We start from the raw sequence: 23,621 nt of genomic DNA on the forward strand, positions 1-23,621 counted from the left end.
TTCCGCTCATCATCCCAAGGAAGGAAAGCATGAAGACCATTGCCCTGCCGCTGATTGCCCTCATCGCCTTTGCCGGCTACACCGTTTCGGTGATGCTCGCAGCCGAACAGTCGCTGATCGACTTCGGCATCAGCCTGATGTCGCGCCCGGACACGGCGCAAGTGGTGATTGATCTGTATTTACTGGCGACGCTGGCGGGCATCTGGATGTACCAGGATGCGCGCAAACGTGGGCAGTCGGTGTTATCGGTACTGCCCTATCTGTTGATCACCGCCATTTTTGTATCCATCGGGCCGTTGTTGTATCTGGTGGTTCGTGGGATTCAAAACCGCAAGCAACCCGTGAGTGCGCCTCAGCAACGCTGATCCGCCAGCTCACCCATTGCCGAACCACTCACTGCTTGAGGCCGACCTTGTAGAGCCCACCGTTTTCCTCATCGGTGAGTACATACAAATACCCGTCCGGCCCTTGACGCACATCGCGAATGCGCTTGTTCCAATCTCCGAGCAAGCGCTCCTCGTGCACCACTTTATCGCCGTCGAACTCCAGACGGATCAGTTCCTGACTCACCAACGCGCCGATAAACACGTTGTGCTGCCACACCTTGAAACGATCGGCGTCGTAGAACGCAATGCCGCTCAGCCCCGGGGATTTTTCCCAGACATGGTTCGGGGCAGCGGTGCCTTCGGCGGTTTCTCCTTCGGCTTCGGGAATAGGCTGCCCGGAATAGTTGATGCCGTGGGTCGCCAATGGCCAGCCGTAGTTTTTCCCACGCTCAATGATGTTGATCTCGTCACCTCCACGCGGACCGTGTTCGTTTTCCCACAACGTACCGGTCCATGGGTTCAATGCTGCGCCTTGTGGGTTGCGCTGGCCGTAGGTCCAGATTTCCGGGCGAACGTTGGCCTGACCGACGAAAGGGTTGTCTTTGGGCACCTTGCCGTCCGGGAAGATGCGCACCACCTTGCCTTGCAGCTTGTCCAGATCCTGGGCAGTCGAGCGGTCGTTGTTTTCCCCCAGGGTCACGAACAGATAACCATCGCGGTCGAACACCAGCCGTGAACCGAAATGGTTGCCCACCGACAGCTTGGGTTCCTGGCGCAGGATCACCTGAAAATCCTTCAGGCCCGAAAAGTCTTCGGTCAACCGACCGCGCCCCACCGCTGTACCTGCCTTGCCGTCCGGACCACCGCCTTCTGCGTAGGACAGGTACACCATTCGGTCTTGCTTGAAATCGGGTGACAACACCACGTCGAGCAAACCGCCCTGCCCCTTGGCCCAGACCGTGGGCACGCCGTTGAGTGGCGCGGACAGTTTGCCATCGACCGTCACCCGCCGCAGATTGCCGGGCCGTTCCGTCACCAGCATCCCCTGGCGGTCAGGCAGAAACGCCACTGCCCAAGGGTGCTCCAACCCCGTCACAACCGGGGTGACCTCAAGGGTGCCCTGCTCACTTTTGATGTCTTGGGAGGCCTGCGCCAATGACACGGTTGCGGTGGTGATCAATGCACTGGCACACACGGTGCCCAGTAAAATTTTACGCAACATGCACAATTCCTTTTCTCGTCAGAGTGGCCAGCAAGGCATCAGCCCTGCCGTTCAACGGTTGCTGCTACCGGTATCTCGGGGAGGCGGATTGGGGATGAATTTCGGCGGGCCGGCGGGGGCTGGCTGGGCGGGATAGCGATTGCCGATTCCGCCGTTATCGAGTGTCGGCGGACGCGGCACCGGCACGGTGTTGGGGCTGCGGATCGCCGGAGCGTTGGGTTGCGTGCCCTGCATGCTGTTGGGGTTGGCCCGGCGAATCGGGCTGTTGTAAGGATTGTTGTTGGCGCCGCCCGGCAGGTTCTGAGCCACCATCAACATGGTCGCGGCATCCGCGCGGGCCACGGGACTCAATACGCCACTCAAGGCCAGCACAAGGGTAGCGGGCAGGAAACGATTCATGAGGGCCTCGTTGTATCAGGTCGATAGGGTCTTCGATGCCACGCTACGCCCGGGGTTCGCATTTGTTAACAAAAACCTCCCCCGCAAGATGTAACACGACGTTGATCCGACCTCGGCACCTGACCGAAAACAGCGGAAACTTTTGCCCGGCGCTACGGGTCACCTGAACACATCACTTGCGAGTAGACCACCATGGCACGGGCAATCTGGAAAGGTGCGATCAGCTTCGGATTGGTACACATTCCCGTAGCGCTGGTCTCGGCAACATCGTCCCACGGGGTGGATTTTGACTGGCTCGACAGTCGCAGCATGGACCCCGTGGGTTACAAGCGAATCAACAAGGTCACCGGCAAGGAAGTCACCAAGGAGCACATCGTCAAAGGCGTGCAGTATGAAAAGGGTCGGTACGTGGTGCTCAGCGAAGAAGAAATTCGTTCGGCGCATCCGCTGTCGACGCAGACCATCGATATTTTCGCGTTTGTCGACAGCACTCAAATTCCGCTGCAGAACATCGACACGCCCTATTACCTGGCTCCGGACAAACGCGGAGGCAAAGTCTATGCGCTGCTGCGCGAAACCCTCGACAAAACCGGCAAGATCGCTCTGGCCCGAGTGGTGCTGCATACCCGCCAATACCTGGCGGCGTTGATGCCCATGGAATCGGCCATGGTGTTGGTGAAATTGCGCTGGCCGGCGGAAGTCCGCAGCCTGGACGAATTGGCGCTGGGCCCTGACGTCACCAAGGCCGAACTGACCAAAGGCGAGTTGGACATGGCCAAGCGCCTGGTGGCCGACATGAGTGTCGAATGGTCACCGGACGATTATCGGGATGAATTTGAAGACAAGATCATGGCCCTGGTGGACAAGAAGGCCCATGAAGGCAAGATCGAAGACGTGGAAACGGCCACCGGTGAGGAAGAACGCAAAACGGCGGATGTGATTGACCTGACAGAACTGCTCAAGCGCAGTTTGGGTGGCAAGACTACGGCCAAACCCAAAGCGGAAAGCAAGCCGACTGCGCGAAAAAAAGCCAGCAAATGACGCTCAGTGTCTGTAGGAGCTGCCGACCTCAAATCAAAACGAATACCGCCAGCAGCCCGGCAAAAATCGACCATTTCTGAGCGTAGTAAAGTTTGCGATTACGCTTCTTCAGCGCCTTGCCGTGCAGGCGAATCTTGTAGATCTTGCCGAACAGGCGATTGATCCCGCCCGTCTTGTCGCCGACATCATTCGGCGCACCCGCCGCCGACATCACGTTGCGACTGAACCAGCCATTGAAGGCTGCTGCCCAGCGATACTTCATCGGACGCTCGACGTCGCAGAACAGAATGATGCGGTTCTGATGCGTGGTGTTTTCGGCGTAATGAATGAAGGTCTCGTCGAACATCACTGCCTCGCCGTCACGCCAGTGATAATTCTCGCCATCGACATTGATGTAACAACCGGCGTCATTGGGCGTTTCAAGGCCCAGGTGATAGCGGTAGGAACCGGCATACGGATCACGGTGGCGCACCAGTTTGGAACCCGGAGGCAACTCGGCGAACATCGCCGCCTTGATCGAACCGATGCTTTGCACCAGCTCCGTGGTGCGCGGGCAAAGTTTCATGGCTGACGGGTGACTGTCGCCGTACCACTTGAGATAGAAGCGTTTCCAGCCGGTCTTGAAGAACGAGTTGAACCCGACATCGTCATACTGGTTTGAACGCTTGATTTCCCCGGTCCGAAGCAAATTCTGACCTTCGGCACGAATTTCTTCCCAATGGACCTGCAATGGACTCAGGTCAGGGAAGTCGGCCGGATCGAGGTAGGGTTTGTTGGGGATCTTCGAAAACAGGTAAAGGAAGCAATTGATCGGCGCCAGAAACGTCGAATGATCGCTGAGCTGACGCCCGAGTTTATGCCGCACTCGTCCCCGCAGATGAACATACGCAATCGATACAACGTAGATAACGGCAATGATGATTTTCACGGAATCGTCACACGTCAGAGGTGAACAAACTGCGCCCCTTTTTGGCCGGTATGCCGTCGGGTCTTGTGCAGTGACTGAATTCGAACAGCGTCCCGCAGTACGCCGTTGAGCCTCGCCGTCATCCGGCACCGGGCTGATAGATGGCATCTTAGCCACAATTTGTAACCAATAGTTAACCTGAAACGCTGAAAATCTATCCTCTTGTACAGCCATTGCGTCGCGCAGACCTCGACGCCTTATCGGCTAAGAGCCAGATGGGTTCCTGGCACCAACGCCTTGCACACTCCCGGATCAAAGGTCATGGATTGTCATGAATAGAAAAAGCGTTGTCGCCAAATGAAATGTCGGCCGCCGCCCCATCTATATGCTCCTGAAGTTCTGAGTGGCGAGCCCTGCCTTTCTGCGGCCCGCCCGACCGGCATGTTGCTCGGTCGCTTGCCAGTAGCCATATAACTTCCGGGCCCCGCCTTGGGTGCCTTACCGGGTGTCAAAATGAACAAGAAAAATAAAGACCTTTCCCAGCAAGCTGCGTTGCACACGTTGAGCCTGAACCCAGCGTTCGGTCCTCGCGGGCGTGATCTGCTCGGCACCGCCCGCATGGTCCTGCGACAAGTGTTGAAGCAACCGGTGCATAGTGCCAAGCATATGGCGGCATTCGGCGTTGAGCTGAAAAATGTCCTGCTCAACCGCTCGCAATTCACACCTGCGGCGGGAGACAAACGTTTCGACGAGCAGACCTGGCAGCGCAACCCGCTTTACCGGCGCTACATGCAGACTTATCTGGCCTGGTGCCAGGAAATGAACGACTGGATCAGCACGAGCAACCTCAGCGAACAGGACGCTCAACGTGGTCAGTTCGTCATTGGCCTGCTGACCCAGGCGATGGCGCCGACCAACACCCTGGCCAACCCGGCAGCGCTCAAGCGTTTCTTTGAAACCGGCGGCAAGAGCATTCTGGATGGTTTCTCGCAGCTGACCCATGACCTCATCGAAAACGGCGGCATGCCCAGCCAGGTCGACAAGACGGCGTTCGAAGTGGGCCACAATCTGGGCATCACCGACGGTGCGGTGGTGTTTCGCAATGAAGTGCTGGAGTTGATCCAGTACAAACCTCGTACCGAGCAAGTGCAGGCGCGTCCATTGCTGGTGGTGCCGCCACAGATCAACAAGTTTTACTTGTTCGATCTGACGCCGGAGAAAAGCCTGATCCGTTTTCTCCTCGACAGCGGTATCCAGACGTTCGCTATCAGTTGGCGCAATCCGGGCAAGGCACAACGCGAGTGGGGCTTCTCCAGCTATGTAGAAGCCCTGAAGGAAGCGATCGACGCAGTGCTTGCGATTACCGGCAGCGCCGACCTGAACACCTTCGGCGCGTGTTCCGGAGGCTGCACCATGTCCTCGCTGTTGGGTCACTATGCCGCCCTGGACGAAAAAAAGATCAATGCCTTTACCCTGGCCGTCAGCATGTTGGACATTCGCCCCGACACCCAGGTCGGGCTGTTCGCCGACGAGAAAACCCTGGAAGCCGCCAAGCGCCGTTCCTATCAGGCGGGCGTGCTGGAGGGCCGCGAACTGGCCAAGGTCTTCGCCTGGATGCGCCCTAATGACTTGATCTGGAATTACTGGATCAACAACTACTTGCTCGGCAACGAGCCACCGGCATTCGATGTCCTCTATTGGAACAACGACACCACCAACCTGCCTGCCAATCTGCACGGCGAATTCATTGATATGTACCAGACCAATCCGTTCGCCCGTGCCGGCGCCCTGGAGGTCTGCGGCACACCGATAGACCTGAGTCAGGTCACCAGTGACTACTACTGCATAGCAGGCCTGACCGACCACATCACCCCGTGGGACGCCTGCTACCGTTCCATGCATCTGTTTGGTGGTCAGGGCGAGTTCGTGGTGTCTAACAGCGGGCATATCCAGAGCATCCTCAACCCGCCGGGCAACCCAAAGGCGCGCTTCATGACGGGCAGCGACCTGCCCGCAGACGCTCAGGACTGGATGGAAGCGGCCAGTAAACAGGCAGGCTCGTGGTGGCCTCACTGGCTGGCCTGGCTGCAGGCTCGCTCAGGCGATCGCAAAAAAGCTCCCGCTAAACTGGGCAACAGGAAATATGCCCCTGCGGAGGCTGCGCCGGGCACCTACGTGCACCTGCGCTGAACCTGCAATCAACGTAATGGCCGTTTTCTGCCGCTCACCACGGGCAAAAAACGGCCAGGAGCGGTCGCTCACTTAAGGCAGTTTTCGATCCAAACGGCGCCTAACGCCAGGTTGAGGGGCGTTGCGGCGCAATCACAACGAGAGTTCATGCAGTTGCACGAAGCGTATGAACTGAAAGAAATGTATAGCGTGAACACTGCCAATCGCGCGCTTCGGTGCCGCACCCGGAACCAATAAAAAAAAGCTCCACGGCGCGGGCCACTGGACTAGGCTAAGTGAAATACTCAAGCTGACTTGACGAAAGCCCCCGCCATGAGCCAGAACGAACAAATCTACCAGCAGTTGCAGGCGTATATTGCCGAACTGGAGGCGCAGTATCGAACGCTCCAGGACAACTACGATGATGAGATCCTGCTGTGCGTGAGTGTACTGCGCACCTTGGTTGATGATGACTATGAGTACTCTAAATCACTGGTGAAGCGCGCTGGCTGTTCTACTGAGCGCAGGGCTGACGCGCTGCAGTTTATCGAAGACGTGCGCAACGGCCATTAATCAGCGATTCACAGCAACCTACGACAAAGGACCGACACCTCGCCGGTGCCCCCGTATTGCTCCGCTTCCAAGATCCTTGGCTCGCACAATCAAAACAGACCTCCCAGCGTCTTAAAATGAAAACCCTCGAACACTCGCCGAATGTCTGAATAGAGACGTCAAACCGGCACAAGCAATGGGGCTGCGCGTTAAAGAAGCTGATGATCCGTTATCGGCCGCCGTACAACTGCCGTCATACTTATGCGACAATATGCACAATGTCTGGCATGAATCCCGCCTTTATTGCCCAACAGCTCGGACACAGCGTCCAGATGCTGCTCTCGACTTATGCGCGCTGGTTGAACGCTAGCGGCGACTGGGGCGAGATGGAACAGCTACAAAATGCCCCAGGAATGGCCAAAACGCCAAATGCGCGGCTCGCAACCCATTGATAGGTAAAGTAATTGATCTCCACAGCTAACATCACGATGCAGTTCGGCGCCAAGCCGCTCTTCGAAAACGTTTCGGTCAAATTCAACGGTGGCAACCGTTATGGCTTGATCGGTGCCAACGGTTGCGGCAAGTCGACCTTCATGAAGATTCTGGGTGATGACCTCGAGCCTTCCGGTGGTCAGGTCATGCTCGAGCCTAACGTGCGCCTGGGTAAATTGCGCCAGGACCAGTTCGCCTACGAAGAATTTACCGTGATCGACACCGTGATCATGGGTCACGAAGAGTTGTGGAAGGTCAAGGCCGAGCGCGACCGCATCTACTCGCTGCCGGAAATGAGCGAAGAAGACGGCATGGCCGTGGCCGAGCTGGAAACCGAATTCGCCGAGATGGACGGCTACACCGCCGAATCCCGCGCCGGCGAACTGCTGCTGGGCCTGGGTATCCCCCTGGAACAGCATTTCGGCCCGATGTCCGAAGTCGCTCCAGGCTGGAAGCTGCGTGTGTTGCTGGCTCAGGCACTGTTCTCCGATCCGGAAGTGCTGTTGCTCGACGAACCGACCAACCACCTGGACATCAACACCATTCGCTGGCTGGAAACGATTCTCAAGGCGCGTAACAGCACCATGATCATCATTTCCCACGACCGTCACTTCCTGAACAGCGTGTGCACCCACATGGCTGACCTGGACTACGGTGAGTTGCGCCTGTTCCCGGGCAACTATGACGAGTACATGACCGCGGCCACCCAGTCCCGCGAGCAGTTGCTGTCGGACAACGCCAAGAAGAAAGCCCAGATCTCCGAACTGCAGACGTTCGTCAGCCGCTTCTCGGCCAACGCCTCGAAAGCCAAGCAGGCCACCTCCCGTGCCAAGCAGATCGACAAGATCCAGCTGGCCGAGGTCAAGCCATCGAGCCGCGTGAGCCCGTTCATCCGTTTCGAACAGACCAAGAAGCTGCACCGCCAGGCCGTGACCATCGAGCAGATGTCCAAGGGCTTCGACGGCAAGACCCTGTTCAAGAACTTCAGCTTCACCGTCGAAGCCGGCGAGCGCCTGGCGATCATCGGTCCGAACGGTATCGGCAAGACCACCCTGCTGCGCACCCTGATGGGCGAGCTGACCCCGGACGCCGGTTCCGTGAAGTGGACCGAAAGCGCGGAACTGGGCTACTACGCCCAGGACCACGCCCATGACTTCGAAGACGATGTCAGCCTGTTCGACTGGATGGGCCAGTGGACCCAGGGCGAGCAGATCATCCGTGGCACTTTGGGCCGCATGCTGTTCTCCAACGACGAGATCCTCAAGTCGGTCAAAGTCATCTCTGGTGGTGAGCAAGGTCGCATGCTGTTCGGCAAGCTGATCCTGCAAAAGCCGAACGTACTGGTGATGGACGAACCGACCAACCACTTGGACATGGAATCCATCGAAGCGCTGAACCTTGCGCTGGAAAACTACCCGGGCACGCTGATCTTCGTCAGCCACGACCGTGAGTTCGTATCGTCCCTGGCCACCCGCATCATCGAGCTGAGCCCGAATGGCGTGACCGACTTCAGCGGCACCTACGATGACTACCTGCGTAGCCAGGGTGTGGTGTTCTAAAGCAGCTACAAGCGTTTAGCTGCAAGCTTCAAGTGAAAAGCCCTGTCTTCGTGACGGGGCTTTTTGCATTAAGAGGCTGCGATCTTTTGATCGTTAGCCTGCTTTCTTTTAATTCAACGCCAAGCCAAGATGCAACTCTCCCAACGCCGCCCGCGAAAGAGTTCACATGTCTGTGCAGCAAGCGCCTCCGCAAAGCTCCCTGGCGATCACCCTGCAGATCGTCTCTATCGTCTTCTATACCTTTATTGCCTTCCTTTGCATCGGACTGCCGATTGCGGTGTTGCCGGGTTATGTCCATGACCAGCTCGGGTTCAGCGCCATCGTCGCGGGGTTGACCATCGGCTCCCAATACCTCGCCACCCTGCTGAGCCGCCCCATGGCCGGGCGTATGTCGGACAACGTCGGCACCAAGCGCGCCATCATTTATGGTTTGTCCGGGATTGTGTTGAGTGGCGCGCTGACGTTGCTCTCGACCTTGCTGCAAGGCTTTCCACTGTTCAGCCTGTTGATCCTCATCGCCGGGCGCCTGCTGCTCGGAATCGCCCAAGGTTTGATCGGCGTCGGCACCATCAGTTGGTGCATGGGCCAGGTCGGCGCGGAACACACGGCGCGGTCGATTTCCTGGAACGGCATTGCCTCCTATGGCGCGATTGCCATCGGTGCGCCGTTGGGTGTGGTGATGGTCGGGCAACTCGGGTTTTCCAGCCTAGGGATCGCACTGTCGCTGCTGGCGCTGGCCGCACTGCTGCTGATCCGCAACAAACCATCAGTGCCGGTGATTCGCGGTGAGCGCCTGCCGTTCTGGGCCGTGTTCGGGCGCATTGCACCGTTTGGCGCGAGCCTGAGCCTGGCGTCCATCGGCTACGGCACCCTGACGACCTTTATCACTTTGTATTACGTCAGTCGTGGCTGGAGCGGTGCGGCTTACTGCCTGACGGTATTCGGGGTGTGTTTCATCCTGGCGCGGCTGCTGTTCATTTCCAGCATCAGCCGCTTTGGCGGATTCTCATCGGCCATTGCCTGCATGTGTATCGAGACTGTTGGCCTGGCGCTGCTTTGGCTAGCCCCTTCGACCGGGTACGCATTGCTGGGTGCCGGCCTGACCGGTTTCGGCCTGTCGCTGGTGTACCCGGCGCTGGGCGTCGAAGCCATCAAGCAGGTACCGAATTCCAGTCGCGGCGCGGGGTTGAGTGCTTATGCGGTGTTTTTTGATCTGGCATTGGCGATTGCCGGCCCGCTGATGGGCGCGGTGGCGCTGAACTTCGGGTATTCGTGGATTTTCTTCAGCGCGGCGTTGTTGTCGGTGACGGGATTAGGCCTGACGCTGCTGCTCAAACGGCGTTCGATGACGTAAGACTTGGTACTGACCTCTGTAGGAGCGAGCTTGCTCGCGATGGCGGAGTATCTGTCGACACCAATGTTGGATGTGATGGCCCCATCGCGAGCAAGCTCGCTCCTACAAGGGGCATGTGTGAATTACTGGTCCGCAGTCTGCATCCCGGCCCGAGTCGCTTTACCCAGCGTGCGCGAGAAAAAGCGTCCGGCCTCGGAGATCAGGTTGCGGTGAATGTCTTCGCGGTCGACGCCATCGGCATCGGTGCACAGCGCAGGCATGATCACGATTTGCTCATCATTGCACGGCGCCATGAACACGAAGTGCCCTGCCCCGGCCAATAATTTGAAGTCTGGCGCTACAGGCAGTTTGCGCGCTAGCGCGGCGGCATTCTTATCCACCGCCACCAATTTGTCGCCATCGCCACTGTAAAGCAGCACCGGCACGCGCACGTCGGCCAGGGTGTGGCGGCCAAACTTCAGGCTCAAGGGTGCCATCAACATCAGGGCGTGGACCCGTGGATCTGCGACGGGTTGCAAGTCATCGCGATCGACAATCAGCTCGCCTTGGGTATTGCAGGCATCGCGATCATCCGGGCGTTCTTTGCAATAACGCCGCAGGCGATCCAGATCCGGGGTCGCACCGGAAAGAATCAATGCCGTCTCGCCACCCGCCGAATAACCAATGACGCCCACCTGATCGGCATGGACGAAAGGCGCGAGCATGCGGTCGCCCAAGGTCGCGGTAATGGCTTCGGAAATCTGGATCGGCCGGCCGTAAAGGTTACTCAAGGTACCGAGTCGGCTGTGGTCTTTGGAGTTGTCACCGGGATGGATCACCGCCACCACCACAAACCCTTTGCGCGCCAGTGATGTCGCCAGATCGTGCAAGGCCAGCGGCGTACCGGTGTTGCCGTGGGAAAGCATCAGCATCGGAAAGCGGCCGATGGCGACTTTGGTGTCCTCCCCGGCTTCGACCGTGTAACCCTCGAGTTGGCTGGTGTGCTCCCGGTCGCTGGAAGGATAGAACGCGATGGCGCGCATCGGCTGCAGGTCCAGGGGATCGAGAAAGCTCATTTCATGGTAGCCGACGCTCCAGTGCAGATGCGGCGCAGGCGCGGCGTGCACCGTTATCAGGCTGCCGAACAAGCAGATCAGCAATGTTGCACAAAGACGCACCATGGGATGCCCCACCTTGTTACCCGAACGGAGACGCTGACCCTTGAGTGCATAACTCAGGCCAAAATCCGCAACGCCCAGAAACAAAAAACTCCGCATCTGGTGCTTGCGCATCCAGAATACAGAGTTTTTTGGGCTTTGCCTGAACGGCTCTGCTTCTTTACTGAAGCCTTACGCCGCTGCGAACAATTGCTCGCTGATGTGCGTATGGGCAGCGCTCATCGCCTTGCTGCGAACGTCGTCACCGTAAGACAGGCCTTCGGCGCGAACGATTTCGATGTCGGTGATGCCGATGAAGCCGAACAGCACTTTCAAATAGTCTTCGTGGGCAACACCGGTCGCCTGACCGGCGTGAATACCACCGGAGGTCGAAACAATCACGACTTTCTTGCCACCGCACAGGCCTTCAGGGCCGGCTTCGGTGTAACGGAACGTCTGGCCGGCAACGGCAATGCGGTCGATCCAGGCCTTCAATTGCGTCGGGATGGTGAAGTTGTACATCGGCGCTGCAATCACCACGGCGTCGGCGGCGAGGAATTCGGCCAGGGTCTGGGCGCTCAGGTCGGCTTCGTGCTGTTGAGCGGCGTTGCGCAGTTCAGCGGTGGTGCCGGCAGCGACCAGGGTCGTGGCAGAGAAGTGGCTGATGGCGTCAGCGGCGAGGTCACGGTAAGTCACCACGGCGCTTGGCTCGGCACCCTGCCAGGCTTTGACGACTTCGCTGCTCAACTGACGGGAAGCCGAATTGTCACCAAGGATGCTCGAATCGATATGCAGCAATTTCATGTGGGATCTCCAAGTGAGGATCGCTACAAGGCGATCTGATGGAGACAATCCTACAGAACAAACCAATAGCTGATTAGATGGCAACAATGCGATAGTTCGTCCCATGTATAGAACAATCAGGTAACCCTCATGCAAGACCTAAACGACCTCTATTACTTCGCCAAGGTCGTGGAAGCCGGTGGCTTCGCGGCGGCCGGACGTTTGCTGGGGATCCCCAAGTCGCGACTGTCGCGCCGTATTGCCGAACTTGAAGAACGCCTGGGCGCACGCTTGCTGCAACGTACCACCCGCCAGTTGAAGCTGACGGCCGTAGGCGAGCGCTACCTCCGGCACTGTCAGGCCATGCTGCTGGAAGCGGAAATGGCCGACGAGGCCGTGGCGAGTATGTCCAGCGAACCCCGTGGACGATTGCGGGTGTCCTGCCCCGTCGGACTGGCCCATGAAATATTGCCGGGGGTGATCAGCGACTTTCTGGAACGGTTTCCGCAAGTCCAACTGGAGGTCATGTTGCTCAACCGACGGGTCGATCTTGTGAACGAAGGCATCGACGTCGCCTTGCGCGTGCGGGAACTGGGCGACGAAGACCCGTTGCTGGTCACCCGCCGTCTGCGTCAGGCGCAGACGCTGATGGTCGCCAGTCCCGAGTTCCTGCAAGGCCGCGAGATCAACCACCCCGAAGACCTGAAAAGCATCCCGGTACTCGGTGCGCTTGAAGCCGATCGCATGGTGCACATTCGTTTACTGGACCAAAAAGGCAAAAGCTTCGAACTCGCAATGGAAGCACGCCTGGGTATCGATGACTTTATCGTGCGCAAGGCCAGCACCCTCTCCGGCCTCGGCTTTACGATGTTGCCGATGATGTATTGCGAACAGGAGCTGGCCAGCGGTTCACTGGTGCAATTGTTGCCCGAATGGTCGTTACCTGGCGGGTGGTTGCAAGCGGTCTACCCTCATCGACGCGGCGTGATGCCCGCCGTACGCGCCTGGATCGATCATTTGGTCGAATCCTTCAATGCCTGTGGAGAGCGATTGTTATGAAGGCTGGACGCATGAGCGAAGCGGATGTCGCGGCATTCTGCCTGGCCCTGCCCGGGGCGCGGGAGGATTACAAATGGGGTGGCGTGCGGGTGTTTTCGATTGCCGGCAACAAGATGTTCGCCTTGCAGGGCCTAAGGGGATCGTCCCTGGCGTTCAAGGTCGACAAGGACCTGTTTCTCGGCCATTGCGACCGCCCGGGAATCCATCCGGCGCCTTATCTGGCGCGCGCCCAATGGATCATCATGGAACCGCCCTACCCGCTGGGCCGCGAAGAGCTTCAAGGCTTGCTGCAACGTTCCCACCAATTGGTGGTGAGCAAACTGCCCAAGCGTACGCAAGTCGGGCTATTGCTGTAGCGCCTTGCCGATCAGGACAAGGCGAACAGGTGTGCACCAAGGAACAACAGGTCGATCCAGAACACCTGGTGCAGCACCACAATGATCCAGAACACCAGTTGAAACGAGACCTTGCGCGTTTTGTGACGAAACACCTGCTGGGCCAGCAAGGCGCCGGGCCAGCCCCCGGCGAACTCCAGCGCATGCAGAACGTTCTCCGGTGTGCGCCATTGATTCGCGAGGGCTTTGCGCTTGTCACGCCAGTACAGCGCGAACGCCAGGACGCTGAAAAAGCCATAGGCTGCGAGCGGAATCAGAGAAACCCCACGCAGCCATAACGACACCGACCCCCACAGCGGCAACGCGCACACGATCGCGAACACCAGCCATTTCAATCGCGGATTGCGAATCTGCCCACCAGGCTGACGCCCGGGATTGTTGCGCGTGCGGGAGTCATTCATGGCTTGGCGGCGGTCCAGTCGACCCAGCCGAACTGCCAGGTGGCCAGGATCAACAGGCCGAACGCGATGCGATACCAGGCGAACGCCGCATAACTGTGACTGGCAATGAACTTGAGCAAGCCACGCACGGCGATCATCGCGAAGATGAACGCCGTGACGAAGCCAATCGCAAACACTGGAAAGTCAGACGGAACGAACAGGCCGCGGTACTTGTAACCCGAGTACACCGCGGCACCGACCATGGTCGGCATCGCCAGGAAGAACGAAAACTCGGTGGCGGTCTTGCGCGACAAACCGAACAACAGGCCGCCAATGATGGTCGAGCCCGAACGCGAAGTCCCCGGAATCATCGCCAGGCACTGGGCGAAGCCGACTTTCAGGGCGTCCTTCCAGGTAATGTCGTCGACCGTTTCGGCGTGTACTTCATGCTGACGGCGCTCGGCCCACAACATGATGATCCCGCCCACGACCAATGCACTGGCCACGGTGATCGGGTTGAACAGGTACTCGTGGATCAGGTCGGCGAATATCACCCCCAGGACCACGGCCGGCAGGAAGGCAATCAGCAGGTTCGCGGTGAAACGCCGAGCGCTTGGCTGGGTCGGCAAGCCGATGACCACGTCGAAAATCTTGCGCCGAAACTCCCAGACCACCGCCAGGATCGCACCCAGCTGGATGATGATGTTGAAGGCCATCGCACGCTCGCCACCGAAATCGAGCAAGTCGGCCACGATGATCTGGTGGCCCGTACTGGAAATGGGCAAAAACTCGGTCAGCCCTTCTACAACCCCAAGTATCAACGCCGAAAAGGCAGTCCAAAGATCCATCAATCCCCCAAAAGGCAATGCGCACCGGCATGCCCCGTCAGTATTTTTTCAAAGCGTTGATTGCGATCGGCGTGGCTGAAATCCCACGCGTCTCTATTCCCGCAAAACCGTAAAGTTCCAGTGCGATTCAGGTTTTCCCCTGCGGGGCCGAAATCCTATCAGACAAGCCCGATAAACGCTGCGGCGTTATTCGACACAGGTCGCATAGGTCCATGGGGCAAGGTGTGATTGGATGCTGGCGCGGGTTTACTACAAGAACAAGAAAATGGAGTGAATGGGGTATGAACAGCTTGCGCAATATGTCGATCAGCCGCCGCTTGTGGCTCATCCTGATCGTGGCCGTAATGATGCTGTTGACCTTGGGCCTGTTGATGCTCAAGCAGATCCACAATGACCTGTATCACGCCAAGGCAGAGAAAACCCAACACGTGGTGCAGACCGCCAGCGGTGTCCTCAGCTATTACCACAGCCTCGAAACCGCCGGCACGCTCAGTCGTGACGCGGCGCAGAAACAAGCCCTGACGGCGGTCCGCGGCCTGCGTTACGACCAAAACGATTATTTCTGGATCAACGACCTGACGCCCGTGATGATCATGCATCCGGCCAACCCGAAACTCGATGGGCAGAATCTCTCGGCGATCCGCGACCCGGATGGGTTTGCCGTGTTCAACGAAATGGTCGCGGTGGTCAAATCCAGTGGCGCCGGTATCGTCAACTATCGTTGGCCGAAACCGGGCGCCGATGCCCCGGTGGAAAAAACCTCCTACGTGAAACTGTTCGAGCCTTGGGGCTGGGTCATCGGCTCGGGCGTTTACATCGATGACATGCAGGCCGAATTCTACGGCCAGGTGTGGAAAGCCACGTCGATTGGTCTGGCCATTGCGCTGTTCATGGCGTTGCTGGTGATCCTGATCGCCCGCAGCATCGTCCACCCATTGCAGGAAGCGGTGAACGCCATGGCCAACATTGCCAGTGGCGAAAGCGACTTGACCCGCAGCCTCGACACCCATGGCCAGGACGAAGTCACGCAACTGGCCCGGCACTTCAACGCCTTCACCGCCAAGCTGCGCCGAGTGATCGGCGAGCTTCAGGAATCCGCCGGTGCGCTGGGCCAGTCCTCCACTGAGTTGGGCAACGACGCCGCCCAGGCACAACAACGCAGCCAGCAGCAATCCGAGCAAATGGAACTGGTTGCCACGGCCATCAACGAGGTCACCTACGGGGTGCAGGACGTGGCGAAAAATGCCGAGCACGCCGCCAGCGAAATGCGCGACGCCGAGGCGCAGGCGCAACAAGGCCAGGTCAATATCGAAGGCAGCCTGAAGCAGATCGACACCTTGTCCTCCACCATCGACCAGGCGGTGGACGTGATGCGTACCCTGGCGGCTGAAAGCACCCAGATCGGCAGTGTGCTGGAAGTCATCCGCTCAATCGCCGAGCAGACCAACCTGCTGGCCCTCAACGCGGCGATTGAAGCCGCACGGGCCGGTGAGCAAGGTCGCGGTTTCGCCGTGGTGGCCGACGAAGTTCGCTTGCTGGCCCAGCGCACGCAGAAATCCACGGCAGAAATCCAGTCGATGATCGAGCGTTTGCAAAGCCACTCTGAAGCCGCGGTCAAGGTGATCGGCGACAGCAGCCGGGCCTCGCAGTTGACCATCGAACAGGCTGGCCTGGCCGGTGCAAGCCTGCATGCCATCGGCCAGGCGCTGCGCAACCTCAATGGCCTGAACGCATCCATCGCCAGTGCGACGCTGCAACAGGCCCATGTGGTCGAGGACATCAACCAGAACGTGACTCAGGCGGCCGGGTTGTCCCATAGCACGGCATTGGCGGCCGAGCAGTCGAGTGCGTCGAGCGTTCGCCTCAAGGCGTTGAGCGAACAGTTGAACGGGTTGCTCAAGCAGTTCCGCGTGTAACCCCTCGCTGTTGTGTAGGAGCGAGCCTGCTCGCGATGGTCGTCAACGATAACGCGTGTTTGCTGTTTAAACGCGGCGCTCTCAAGACCATCGCGAGCGAGCTCGCTCCTACAGGATGGAACGGCTTATTCGCACCACAGCCATCCCCACGCCAATCCGGTTACAATCCGCCCCCTCTTCGATTTCCCCAAGGAACCTTCATGTCAGGGCTTGAACTGTTTGCCGCCACCCTCGGCGTCATTGCCGTCTGGTTGACGGTCAAACAGAACCCTTGGTGCTGGCCGATTGGCCTGGTCATGGTGCTGATCTACAGCTGGATTTTTTTTGAGGTGAAGCTGTATTCCGACATGCTGCTGCAAGTTGTCTACGCCGCTTTGCAGCTTTACGGCTGGTGGCAGTGGACGCGCGCAGGCCAGTCGCATCAAGGTCGCGAGGTCAGCCGGCTGGGCGGGCAAGCCGTGGCGTCGGGCCTCGCTCTCGGCACGATCGGCAGTTTGTTGCTGGGCGCCGCCATGGCGCACTGGACCGACGCCGCCCAGCCCTGGCTCGATGCGGCCCTCACGGCGTTCAGCCTGGTGGCGCAATGGTGGATGGCGCAAAAACGCGTGCAGTGCTGGCCGCTCTGGATTGTCCTGGACGTTATTTTTGTCGGCCTGTTCTTGTACAAGGGGATGTACCTGACGGCGGCCCTGTATGGCCTGTTCACCCTGCTGGCCATTCAAGGCTGGCGCACATGGCGCAGCGACCCGCTGCTGTGCCCATGAAGGTTTTGGTGCTGGCAGGCCCGGAATCCAGCGGTAAAAGCTGGCTTTCGAGTGAGATTCACGCCAATTTCGGCGGCATATTGGTCGGCGAGTACGTTCGGCACTTCATCGAACGTGAATCCCGACTAACGTGCTATGAAGACATCTCGCCGATAGCACAAGGCCAGCTGACTTGGGAAGATCAAGCACGCGCCAAGCAGCCACCGCTGCTGATTCTCGATACGCATCTCCTGAGTAATATTCTCTGGAGTCGCACATTGTTCGGCGATTGCCCGCCGTGGATCGAGCAAGCACTGCTGGCACGGCACTACGATCTGCATTTGCTGTTGAGCCCTGAAACCGTCGCGTGGCATGACGACGGGCAACGTTGCCAACCGCAACTGGCAGAACGTCAGGCATTTTTCCAGGCCAGTCACCAATGGCTTGAACTGCATTGCCAGCCTTGCCAGGTACTGCAAGGTGACTGGAAACAGCGCAAGGACGCGGCATTCGAGGCGGTGGCACGCTTGCTCAAGGCCTGACAGCGCCCTGAAGAAAATGTCCATTCCTGATACACCAACCTCTGTCGAAAGCCGCGAGACAGAGCGTCCCGAGCACTCTTGCAAGATAGTGTAAATCCTCTGATACAGCCTGCCCTCACCCCCCTTAGCAAGCAATGCCGCCAACATGGGCGGGCGTTTTTTGCGTAGCGCTGTCTCAGTGGCGTTACAAAATCTTTTTAACCACTTCACCACTCCAAGCCAACCCACTGTTCTTAAAAGAAAAACAAAAAGCGGCACACCTTCTGCTCTCTGCACTTGCAACGCTGAATAGGGCCAGCGTTCCACTTACAGAAGGAATTGCCGCCGTGGGGAAACTCGATAGCAGCATCTTTAGCTTCTTGCTGATCGGATGCGCAATGAGCTTAACGGTCTGCCTGCCCGTACAGGCTGACAATGGCATCATCACAATCAAGCGTGACGTCCAGACGCGTAACGCGGTGATTCCACCGCTCGTGCCCGACCCAAGCCCCACCACCGTCAATGCCAACCCGTCGAAACAGATTCTTGCTCAAACGAACGAGTTGAGTGACGGGGATTTTGCCAGCGTTGCCAGCGGTTCAGGCATCACTCAACTGGTCACCCAAGGCACCAACAATCTGGGCGGCAATATCACCAACCAGACCCAGCTCGCCAACATGCCCTCCGGACGTTCGGGAAATTCCGGCAGCGGCATTGCCAACATGGTCAATTCAAACGTCCAGCAAGGCCTGGGCGCTCTGAAAATCCTGACGGGAGACCGTTGAGATGAATCGTACGTTGCTGATTCTCGCCATGTTTTGCAGCGCTTCGTCCTTTGCCCAACCTCCCGTCATCAATAACGCCAACATTGATGACTCGGGCATGCGTTACCAAGGCAACCTCACAGTCAACCAGGCAGCGGGCGATCAGCAGCAACAGGCCAATGCCCGGGCCATCGCCATTGGCCATGGAGCCAGCGCGACCACCCAGATTCGCCAACGCCTGCGCAGCCATGTCGACCCCGCGATCGATGCCCAATCCAGTATCAAGGGCGATTCCTTCAGTCACGGCAACGGCGTACTGGGCGTGAACCAGAGCGCGGGCGCCAGCAACCAGCAAGCCAATGCACTGCGAATCAGCATCGGCAGCCAGCCGCAAAGTATCGATGACAGCGTCCTCATGCAACAGAACGTGGCGCTGCTCAACAACTCCGATCCAACTGCTTCTGCACCAGGCTATCGCCAGGTCACCACAAGTGACCAGGCTTTCACAGGTAGCCGCGGGGTAATTCAGTTGAATCAGAGCGCCGGGGTGGGAAACCGAACGGCCAACACCCTAAGCGTACGGGTCGTGGATTGACCCAAAAAAAAGGTAGTTACAACACTTAACCTAAAAAATAAGTACGGAGAATCACCATGAAACCTTCGATGGCAATCAAGCCTCTGGTTTTCGCAATTGCTGCGGTCATGGCTGTTGCTGTACACGCTGGGCAAACCAACAACGAAGACGACAACGGCCATGGTAATGGCCACAGTAACCACGGCAATGGCCACGGTAACGGCCATGGCAATGGGCACGGCAACGGGCACGGTAACGGTCACGGCAATGGCAACAACCCACCTGACCCTACAGTGATCTCTATCAGCGCGACTGCAAATGCGTACGATAAACAACGCAGTACCGGCAACCGCATCCTTAACGAAGGAACCCGCAACGACGCCAAGATGAGCAGCTCCGCCTCTGGCACCAGCGGCAACGTTGGCGTCAACATAGCAGCAGGCGCTGGCAACCAGCAGGACAACGCCGCCGCCATTGCGAACGCAGCGTCCGAATCCAGCCTGGATAACAGCTTCGTATTCGGCACTGCCACGGCTACCGCTCAAGTCACGCAATACAGCAACAATAACAAGGTCAACAACTATGGCAGCACTAACTCTGCCGTAATGAGCGCCTCGGGGAGTGGCGGCAGCGGCAACATGGGCATCAACATTGCTGGCGGTGACCTTAACCAGCAGAAAAACACCATGGCCATTGCCAACACCCATGCTCCACTCGGTAACGCAACCGCCACTGCTTCTGCCGACCAGAACGGTCCTGGCTTGATCGTGAACAACAACGCTGATCGGACATACCGCATTGATACGCTGTCATTTACCAAATCGGTCAGTGGCAGTTCCAACTACGATAAGTCCTCCAATCTGAGCGGTTCAAAAAGCGCGTCTTCCAGCTTTGAGGTCGCCAGTGACTCGAGCTTTGACGTGAGCGGTTCCAAGGGCTTTGAGGCAAGCGGCTCGAAGAGCTCTGAATCCTCCGCCTCCTCGAGTGCTTCTTTGAAAGCCTCCCTGGAAGCTTCCCTGGAAGCTGAGGTGGAAGCAACCAAGAGCTCTAGCTGGTCTCATGGCCATCATGAACACAGCAAATCCAAAACCAACGGTGCATCGCTGAACGCTTCGCTTGATGTAGACGTGGACGTAGAAGTCGAAACATCGCACGAGAAATCGAAAGAGTCCTCCTGGGCAAAAGCCTATGACTCGTCGTTCGAAAAATCGGGCAGCAAGTCGTACGAAAAATCAGGCAGCAAATCGTCCGAGTCTGAGTACGAAAAAGCGAAAAGCTACACTGAGAGCACTTCATTTGACTTGAGTAATACCTACTCCCTCCAAGTGCTGACTCCAACTGGCTGGGCCAACCCTGTGACCAACACTGCAACCCTGAGTGGTTCGGTGAATGGCGGCAGTGGCAACCTGGGCGTCAACGTAGCTGCTGGTGTGGGCAACCAACAAAGCAACTCGCTGGCCATCTCCAACAACTCGTTCTAGTTGTTGACTCTGGAGGCCCCCTCTTTGGGGGCCTTTCAACACAACGGGAAGGGACCCACCATGCGCATTATCGCCTTGGCATTTTTGCTTTGCGTGGCCAGTGTGATCGAGGCTGCACAGATGCCGCTTTCCGTCCTGCCGGGTGGTGCGGTGGTGTTCAAGCCGATCCAGAGCGTACGTGAGCGTAAATTTTCGGACCTTGTGCAACAAAAAACCGACTTCAGTTGCGGCGCTGCTGCGCTGGCGACCATTCTGCGCCAGGCCTATTGGCTGGACGTGAATGAAGAACAGATCATCGAAGGCATGCTCGCGCACTCCGATCAGGATCTAGTCCGCGTGCAGGGCTTCTCGATGCTCGACATGAAACGCTACGTGGAAAGTATTGGCATGCGGGCCCGGGGCTACCGGGTGGCGCACACAACATTGAGCGAGATCAAAATTCCGGTTGTGGTGCTCATGGATGTCCGCGGCTACAAACATTTTGTGGTCATGCAGAGAGTCCATGACGGCTGGGTATACATCGGCGATCCGGTGCTCGGTCATAAACGTTACAAAGTCGACGAGTTTGTCAAAGGCTGGAACGGCATCATCTTTGCCGTCATCGGTCAGGGCTACGACAAGACCAATGCGTTGCTCGACCCACCCGTGCCGCTGACCGCCAGGAACCGCGCCAATACCTTCGGCCCGGTGCAGGACGCAGAACTGATGGATTTCGGATTCATCCAAAGTGACTTCTTCTAATAAAAAGGAGCACGACGCTCCGGGAGCATTCAATGAAGACTCCAATCTGGCTTGCCGTCATCTGCCTGGCCGCCAGCCTGCCGATCCAGGCAGAGACGCTCAAGCCCATTGAACTGAACGATCAGGAACTGTCGGTCTTGCGAGGCCGTTATGTGATGCCGGGTCGAATCATCAGCTTCGGCATCGCGATGTCCAGCACCTGGCAAAATGCCAACGGTGAAGTGATCGGGGCAACGTCCACGATGCAGATTCAACAATCAACCATCACGCCACAATTCTATGTGTCGGTGATCGACAAAAAAGGTAATGGCTCAACGGGTTCGCCAGGCACCGGTACCGTCACTGGCGGCAGCGGCCTCAACAGCATCGAAGGCGTCACTCAAGTGGTGCGGGCCGCCGGCGACCGTAACACCGCCTACAATGACGTCGATATCAACGTCACCAAGGGTAGCCAGGCACCCGCCGTGCAACAGCAGGGCGAAGTATTGGCCGCAGGCACAACGATGGTCCGCGGCAATGGCGCAGGTTCGTTGAGCGTGTCCTCGACCGGTTCTGGCGTGCAGTTCAACATCGTGGCCAACAACAACCAGGGCAGTTCCGTACAGCGGCTGGCCCAGGGAGGGCTGATGCAGAACACCACGTTGCTCGGCGGGGGCAACCAGGTCCGCAACCTCACATCCCTTAATGTCGTGCTGCGTGACAACGTACCGTCAGCCGGTTCGGTGAACGGTAATCTGGATCAGCTTAAAGGTCTTCGCACTCTCGGATTCTGATCTACGCTCAGTCTCACCAGATGTAGTCAGAAGGGACGGCTTACCCATGCACCGGTCTTTTACGTTCAGGGCTATCGTTTGTTTGAGTAGCCTGGCTCCGGCAACATTGTTATACGCAGCATCGGACCCCCAGGTCGAAGCACTAAAACAAGAACTCATGGAGTTGAAACAGCGTTACGAAGCACAACAGAACGCGTTGATGGTACTCGAGCAACGCGTTCGCCAAGTCGAAGAAACACCGGCAACACCCGTTCCCAAACGCTTGACCAAATCCCCTGCCGAAACGACCCAGGGAGGTCAGTCTGTAGCCGCCGGTGCGCCAGGAACCACAGGCAGTTCATACGGCCAATCGCTCAAGGATGATTCGCAGCCTGCGCAAAGTGTTTCCAACCTGTATGACGAAGCCAGCGGCTTCTTCGGTGGCGGCAAGTTCAGCGTCGAAACGGGTCTGACCTACACGCATTACGATACCCGGGCGCTGACACTCAACGGCTTCCTGGCACTGGACTCGATTTTTCTCGGCAACATCAACCTTGACCGCATCAAGGCCGACAACTGGACGCTTGACCTGACCGCCCGCTACAACGTGGCTCAACGTTGGCAGTTCGACATCAACGTCCCCGTGGTGTATCGCGAATCAACGTACTCCTCCGGCGGTGCCGGTGGCGCAGGCCCGGTGTCGTCGGACGCATCCGTAACCCGCGACCCGACCATCGGCGATGTAAACGTTGGCCTTGCCTACAAGTTTCTGGACGAATCGGCCAATTGGCCCGACTCGGTCTTTACCCTGCGCATCAAGGCGCCGACCGGTGACGACCCTTACGGCATCAAACTGGTCAGTGACCCGACAAACGATAACCTTGCGGTGCCCGAAGACCTGCCTACCGGCAATGGTGTCTGGGCTATCACCCCGGGTATCTCGCTGGTCAAGACCTTCGACCCGGCGGTGCTGTTCGGCAGCCTGGCCTACACCTACAACATGGAAGACTCGTTCAGCGACATCAGCCCTCAGGTCAACTCCAAGGTGCCTGGCGACGTGAAACTGGGTGATTCCTGGCAGGTGGGCGCCGGTATTGCATTCGCCTTGAACGAGAAGATGAGTATGTCGTTCTCGTTCACCGATCAGTTCGCCCGCAAGAGCAAGATCAAGCCGGATGGTGGTGAATGGCAATCGATTTCCAACAGCGATTACAACTCGGCCAACTTCAACATCGGCATGACCCTGGCAGCCACCGATAACCTGACGATCGTTCCCAACCTGGCCATCGGCCTGACCGACGACTCGCCAGACTTCTCCTTCAGCCTGAAATTCCCGTACTACTTCTGATCCGGCACCCACAAAAAACCCGCCTGTTTGGCGTAATGCTGTTCACTTAAGCGGAGCAGCCTTACGGTCCACCGGAAACCGGGTCTTTGATATCTTCACCGTCCTTGGCCTCGAAGGCCTCGGACGGTGATCCAGAAACATCCCTCCTACACCCGCCCT

General features: G+C 58.1%; 24 protein-coding genes and 2 pseudogenes. 19 read left to right on the plus strand and 7 right to left on the minus strand.

The genetic code is table 11. From position 1 onward, the window contains the following. Window positions 1–29 precede the first annotated feature (29 nt). Entirely contained in the window at window positions 30–365 is a 336-nt protein-coding gene (locus CKW15_RS13955) for a DUF2834 domain-containing protein (RefSeq protein WP_095152244.1), read from the plus strand. A 28-nt stretch (window positions 366–393) separates the two neighbouring features. On the opposite strand, the gene CKW15_RS13960 is transcribed toward CKW15_RS13955, so the two are convergent. Together CKW15_RS13960 and CKW15_RS13965 are read right to left on the minus strand one after the other, a co-directional pair. Further along, the gene (locus CKW15_RS13960; protein ID WP_095152245.1) at window positions 394–1,548 is read right to left on the minus strand and encodes a PQQ-dependent sugar dehydrogenase; all 1,155 of its coding nucleotides are present in this window, start codon (window positions 1,546–1,548) and stop codon (window positions 394–396) included. Between the two features lie 51 nt (window positions 1,549–1,599). After that, window positions 1,600–1,947 (minus strand): hypothetical protein, encoded by a 348-nt coding sequence (locus tag CKW15_RS13965; RefSeq protein ID WP_095056113.1) that lies wholly within the window; start codon window positions 1,945–1,947, stop codon window positions 1,600–1,602. 192 nt (window positions 1,948–2,139) lie between these two features. Between CKW15_RS13965 and CKW15_RS13970 the strand changes: the two genes are divergently transcribed. After that, complete coding sequence (locus CKW15_RS13970; protein WP_095152246.1) at window positions 2,140–2,988, plus strand: Ku protein; 849 nt, start codon at window positions 2,140–2,142, stop codon at window positions 2,986–2,988. A gap of 28 nt (window positions 2,989–3,016) precedes the next feature. Here CKW15_RS13970 and lpxO read toward each other — a convergent pair whose 3' ends face one another. Beyond that, complete coding sequence (gene lpxO, locus CKW15_RS13975; RefSeq protein ID WP_095056111.1) at window positions 3,017–3,916, minus strand: lipid A hydroxylase LpxO; 900 nt, start codon at window positions 3,914–3,916, stop codon at window positions 3,017–3,019. Between the two features lie 492 nt (window positions 3,917–4,408). Here lpxO and phaC point away from each other — a divergent pair, with 492 nt between their 5' ends. The 5 genes and pseudogenes from phaC (at window position 4,409) to CKW15_RS14000 (ending at window position 10,021) form a co-directional block, all read left to right on the plus strand. Further along, window positions 4,409–6,085 (plus strand): class II poly(R)-hydroxyalkanoic acid synthase, encoded by a 1,677-nt coding sequence (phaC, locus tag CKW15_RS13980; protein ID WP_095152247.1) that lies wholly within the window; start codon window positions 4,409–4,411, stop codon window positions 6,083–6,085. A gap of 312 nt (window positions 6,086–6,397) precedes the next feature. After that, entirely contained in the window at window positions 6,398–6,637 is a 240-nt protein-coding gene (locus CKW15_RS13985; RefSeq protein ID WP_095056109.1) for a hypothetical protein, read from the plus strand. 152 nt (window positions 6,638–6,789) lie between these two features. Beyond that, window positions 6,790–7,068: pseudogene (locus tag CKW15_RS13990) on the plus strand (site-specific integrase); the annotation flags it as partial. Window positions 7,069–7,080: 12 nt separating this feature from the next. After that, on the plus strand, window positions 7,081–8,667 hold the full coding sequence (locus CKW15_RS13995; protein WP_008053703.1) for an ABC-F family ATPase: 1,587 nt from the start codon (window positions 7,081–7,083) through the stop codon (window positions 8,665–8,667). A gap of 166 nt (window positions 8,668–8,833) precedes the next feature. Beyond that, window positions 8,834–10,021 carry an MFS transporter gene (locus CKW15_RS14000; RefSeq protein ID WP_095152248.1) on the plus strand — a complete coding sequence of 396 codons (1,188 nt, stop codon included), beginning with the start codon at window positions 8,834–8,836 and terminating at the stop codon, window positions 10,019–10,021. Window positions 10,022–10,143: 122 nt separating this feature from the next. Here CKW15_RS14000 and CKW15_RS14005 read toward each other — a convergent pair whose 3' ends face one another. Beyond that, complete coding sequence (locus CKW15_RS14005) at window positions 10,144–11,181, minus strand: dienelactone hydrolase (protein WP_095152254.1); 1,038 nt, start codon at window positions 11,179–11,181, stop codon at window positions 10,144–10,146. Between the two features lie 168 nt (window positions 11,182–11,349). Continuing rightward, a complete protein-coding gene (locus CKW15_RS14010; protein WP_095056107.1) occupies window positions 11,350–11,961 on the minus strand; it encodes an FMN-dependent NADH-azoreductase in 612 nt (203 codons plus the stop codon). A gap of 129 nt (window positions 11,962–12,090) precedes the next feature. Here CKW15_RS14010 and CKW15_RS14015 point away from each other — a divergent pair, with 129 nt between their 5' ends. Together CKW15_RS14015 and CKW15_RS14020 are read left to right on the plus strand one after the other, a co-directional pair. Beyond that, window positions 12,091–12,999: a LysR substrate-binding domain-containing protein gene (locus tag CKW15_RS14015; RefSeq protein ID WP_095056106.1), complete on the plus strand. Its 909-nt coding sequence runs from the start codon at window positions 12,091–12,093 to the stop codon at window positions 12,997–12,999. Continuing rightward, on the plus strand, window positions 12,996–13,355 hold the full coding sequence (locus CKW15_RS14020) for an MmcQ/YjbR family DNA-binding protein (RefSeq protein WP_095056105.1): 360 nt from the start codon (window positions 12,996–12,998) through the stop codon (window positions 13,353–13,355). Before CKW15_RS14015 ends, CKW15_RS14020 begins: the two co-directional genes overlap by 4 nt. An 11-nt stretch (window positions 13,356–13,366) precedes the next feature. On the opposite strand, the gene CKW15_RS14025 is transcribed toward CKW15_RS14020, so the two are convergent. Together CKW15_RS14025 and CKW15_RS14030 are read right to left on the minus strand one after the other, a co-directional pair. Then, a complete protein-coding gene (locus CKW15_RS14025; protein ID WP_095056104.1) occupies window positions 13,367–13,795 on the minus strand; it encodes a DUF1294 domain-containing protein in 429 nt (142 codons plus the stop codon). Beyond that, complete coding sequence (locus tag CKW15_RS14030) at window positions 13,792–14,622, minus strand: undecaprenyl-diphosphate phosphatase (RefSeq protein ID WP_095056103.1); 831 nt, start codon at window positions 14,620–14,622, stop codon at window positions 13,792–13,794. Before CKW15_RS14030 ends, CKW15_RS14025 begins: the two co-directional genes overlap by 4 nt. Before the next feature lie 371 nt (window positions 14,623–14,993). Between CKW15_RS14030 and CKW15_RS29065 the strand changes: the two are divergent. The 10 genes and pseudogenes from CKW15_RS29065 to CKW15_RS14075 all read left to right on the plus strand — a co-directional run. Then, window positions 14,994–15,680, plus strand: a pseudogene (locus tag CKW15_RS29065) (cache domain-containing protein); the annotation flags it as partial. A 123-nt stretch (window positions 15,681–15,803) separates the two neighbouring features. Then, entirely contained in the window at window positions 15,804–16,538 is a 735-nt protein-coding gene (locus CKW15_RS29070) for a methyl-accepting chemotaxis protein (RefSeq protein ID WP_371856296.1), read from the plus strand. A 200-nt stretch (window positions 16,539–16,738) separates the two neighbouring features. Next, window positions 16,739–17,302, plus strand: a complete 564-nt coding sequence (gene pnuC, locus CKW15_RS14040; RefSeq protein WP_095056101.1) for a nicotinamide riboside transporter PnuC — start codon at window positions 16,739–16,741, stop codon at window positions 17,300–17,302. Further along, window positions 17,299–17,823, plus strand: a complete 525-nt coding sequence (locus CKW15_RS14045; RefSeq protein ID WP_095056100.1) for an AAA family ATPase — start codon at window positions 17,299–17,301, stop codon at window positions 17,821–17,823. Before pnuC ends, CKW15_RS14045 begins: the two co-directional genes overlap by 4 nt. 326 nt (window positions 17,824–18,149) lie before the next feature. After that, window positions 18,150–18,587 (plus strand): hypothetical protein, encoded by a 438-nt coding sequence (locus tag CKW15_RS14050; RefSeq protein WP_095056099.1) that lies wholly within the window; start codon window positions 18,150–18,152, stop codon window positions 18,585–18,587. Window position 18,588: 1 nt separating this feature from the next. After that, the gene (locus tag CKW15_RS14055; protein ID WP_095056098.1) at window positions 18,589–19,161 is read left to right on the plus strand and encodes an adhesin; all 573 of its coding nucleotides are present in this window, start codon (window positions 18,589–18,591) and stop codon (window positions 19,159–19,161) included. 56 nt (window positions 19,162–19,217) lie between these two features. Next, window positions 19,218–20,621, plus strand: a complete 1,404-nt coding sequence (locus tag CKW15_RS14060; RefSeq protein ID WP_095056097.1) for a heme utilization protein — start codon at window positions 19,218–19,220, stop codon at window positions 20,619–20,621. A 60-nt stretch (window positions 20,622–20,681) separates the two neighbouring features. Then, the gene (locus CKW15_RS14065; protein WP_095056096.1) at window positions 20,682–21,362 is read left to right on the plus strand and encodes a C39 family peptidase; all 681 of its coding nucleotides are present in this window, start codon (window positions 20,682–20,684) and stop codon (window positions 21,360–21,362) included. Between the two features lie 32 nt (window positions 21,363–21,394). Continuing rightward, the gene (locus CKW15_RS14070) at window positions 21,395–22,135 is read left to right on the plus strand and encodes a hypothetical protein (protein WP_095056095.1); all 741 of its coding nucleotides are present in this window, start codon (window positions 21,395–21,397) and stop codon (window positions 22,133–22,135) included. A gap of 46 nt (window positions 22,136–22,181) precedes the next feature. Next, on the plus strand, window positions 22,182–23,462 hold the full coding sequence (locus tag CKW15_RS14075; RefSeq protein WP_095056094.1) for a hypothetical protein: 1,281 nt from the start codon (window positions 22,182–22,184) through the stop codon (window positions 23,460–23,462). The last annotated feature ends 159 nt before the right edge of the window (window positions 23,463–23,621 follow it).

This window comes from Pseudomonas sp. Irchel s3b5, from assembly GCF_900187435.1.
In the GTDB taxonomy this organism is placed as follows: domain Bacteria; phylum Pseudomonadota; class Gammaproteobacteria; order Pseudomonadales; family Pseudomonadaceae; genus Aquipseudomonas.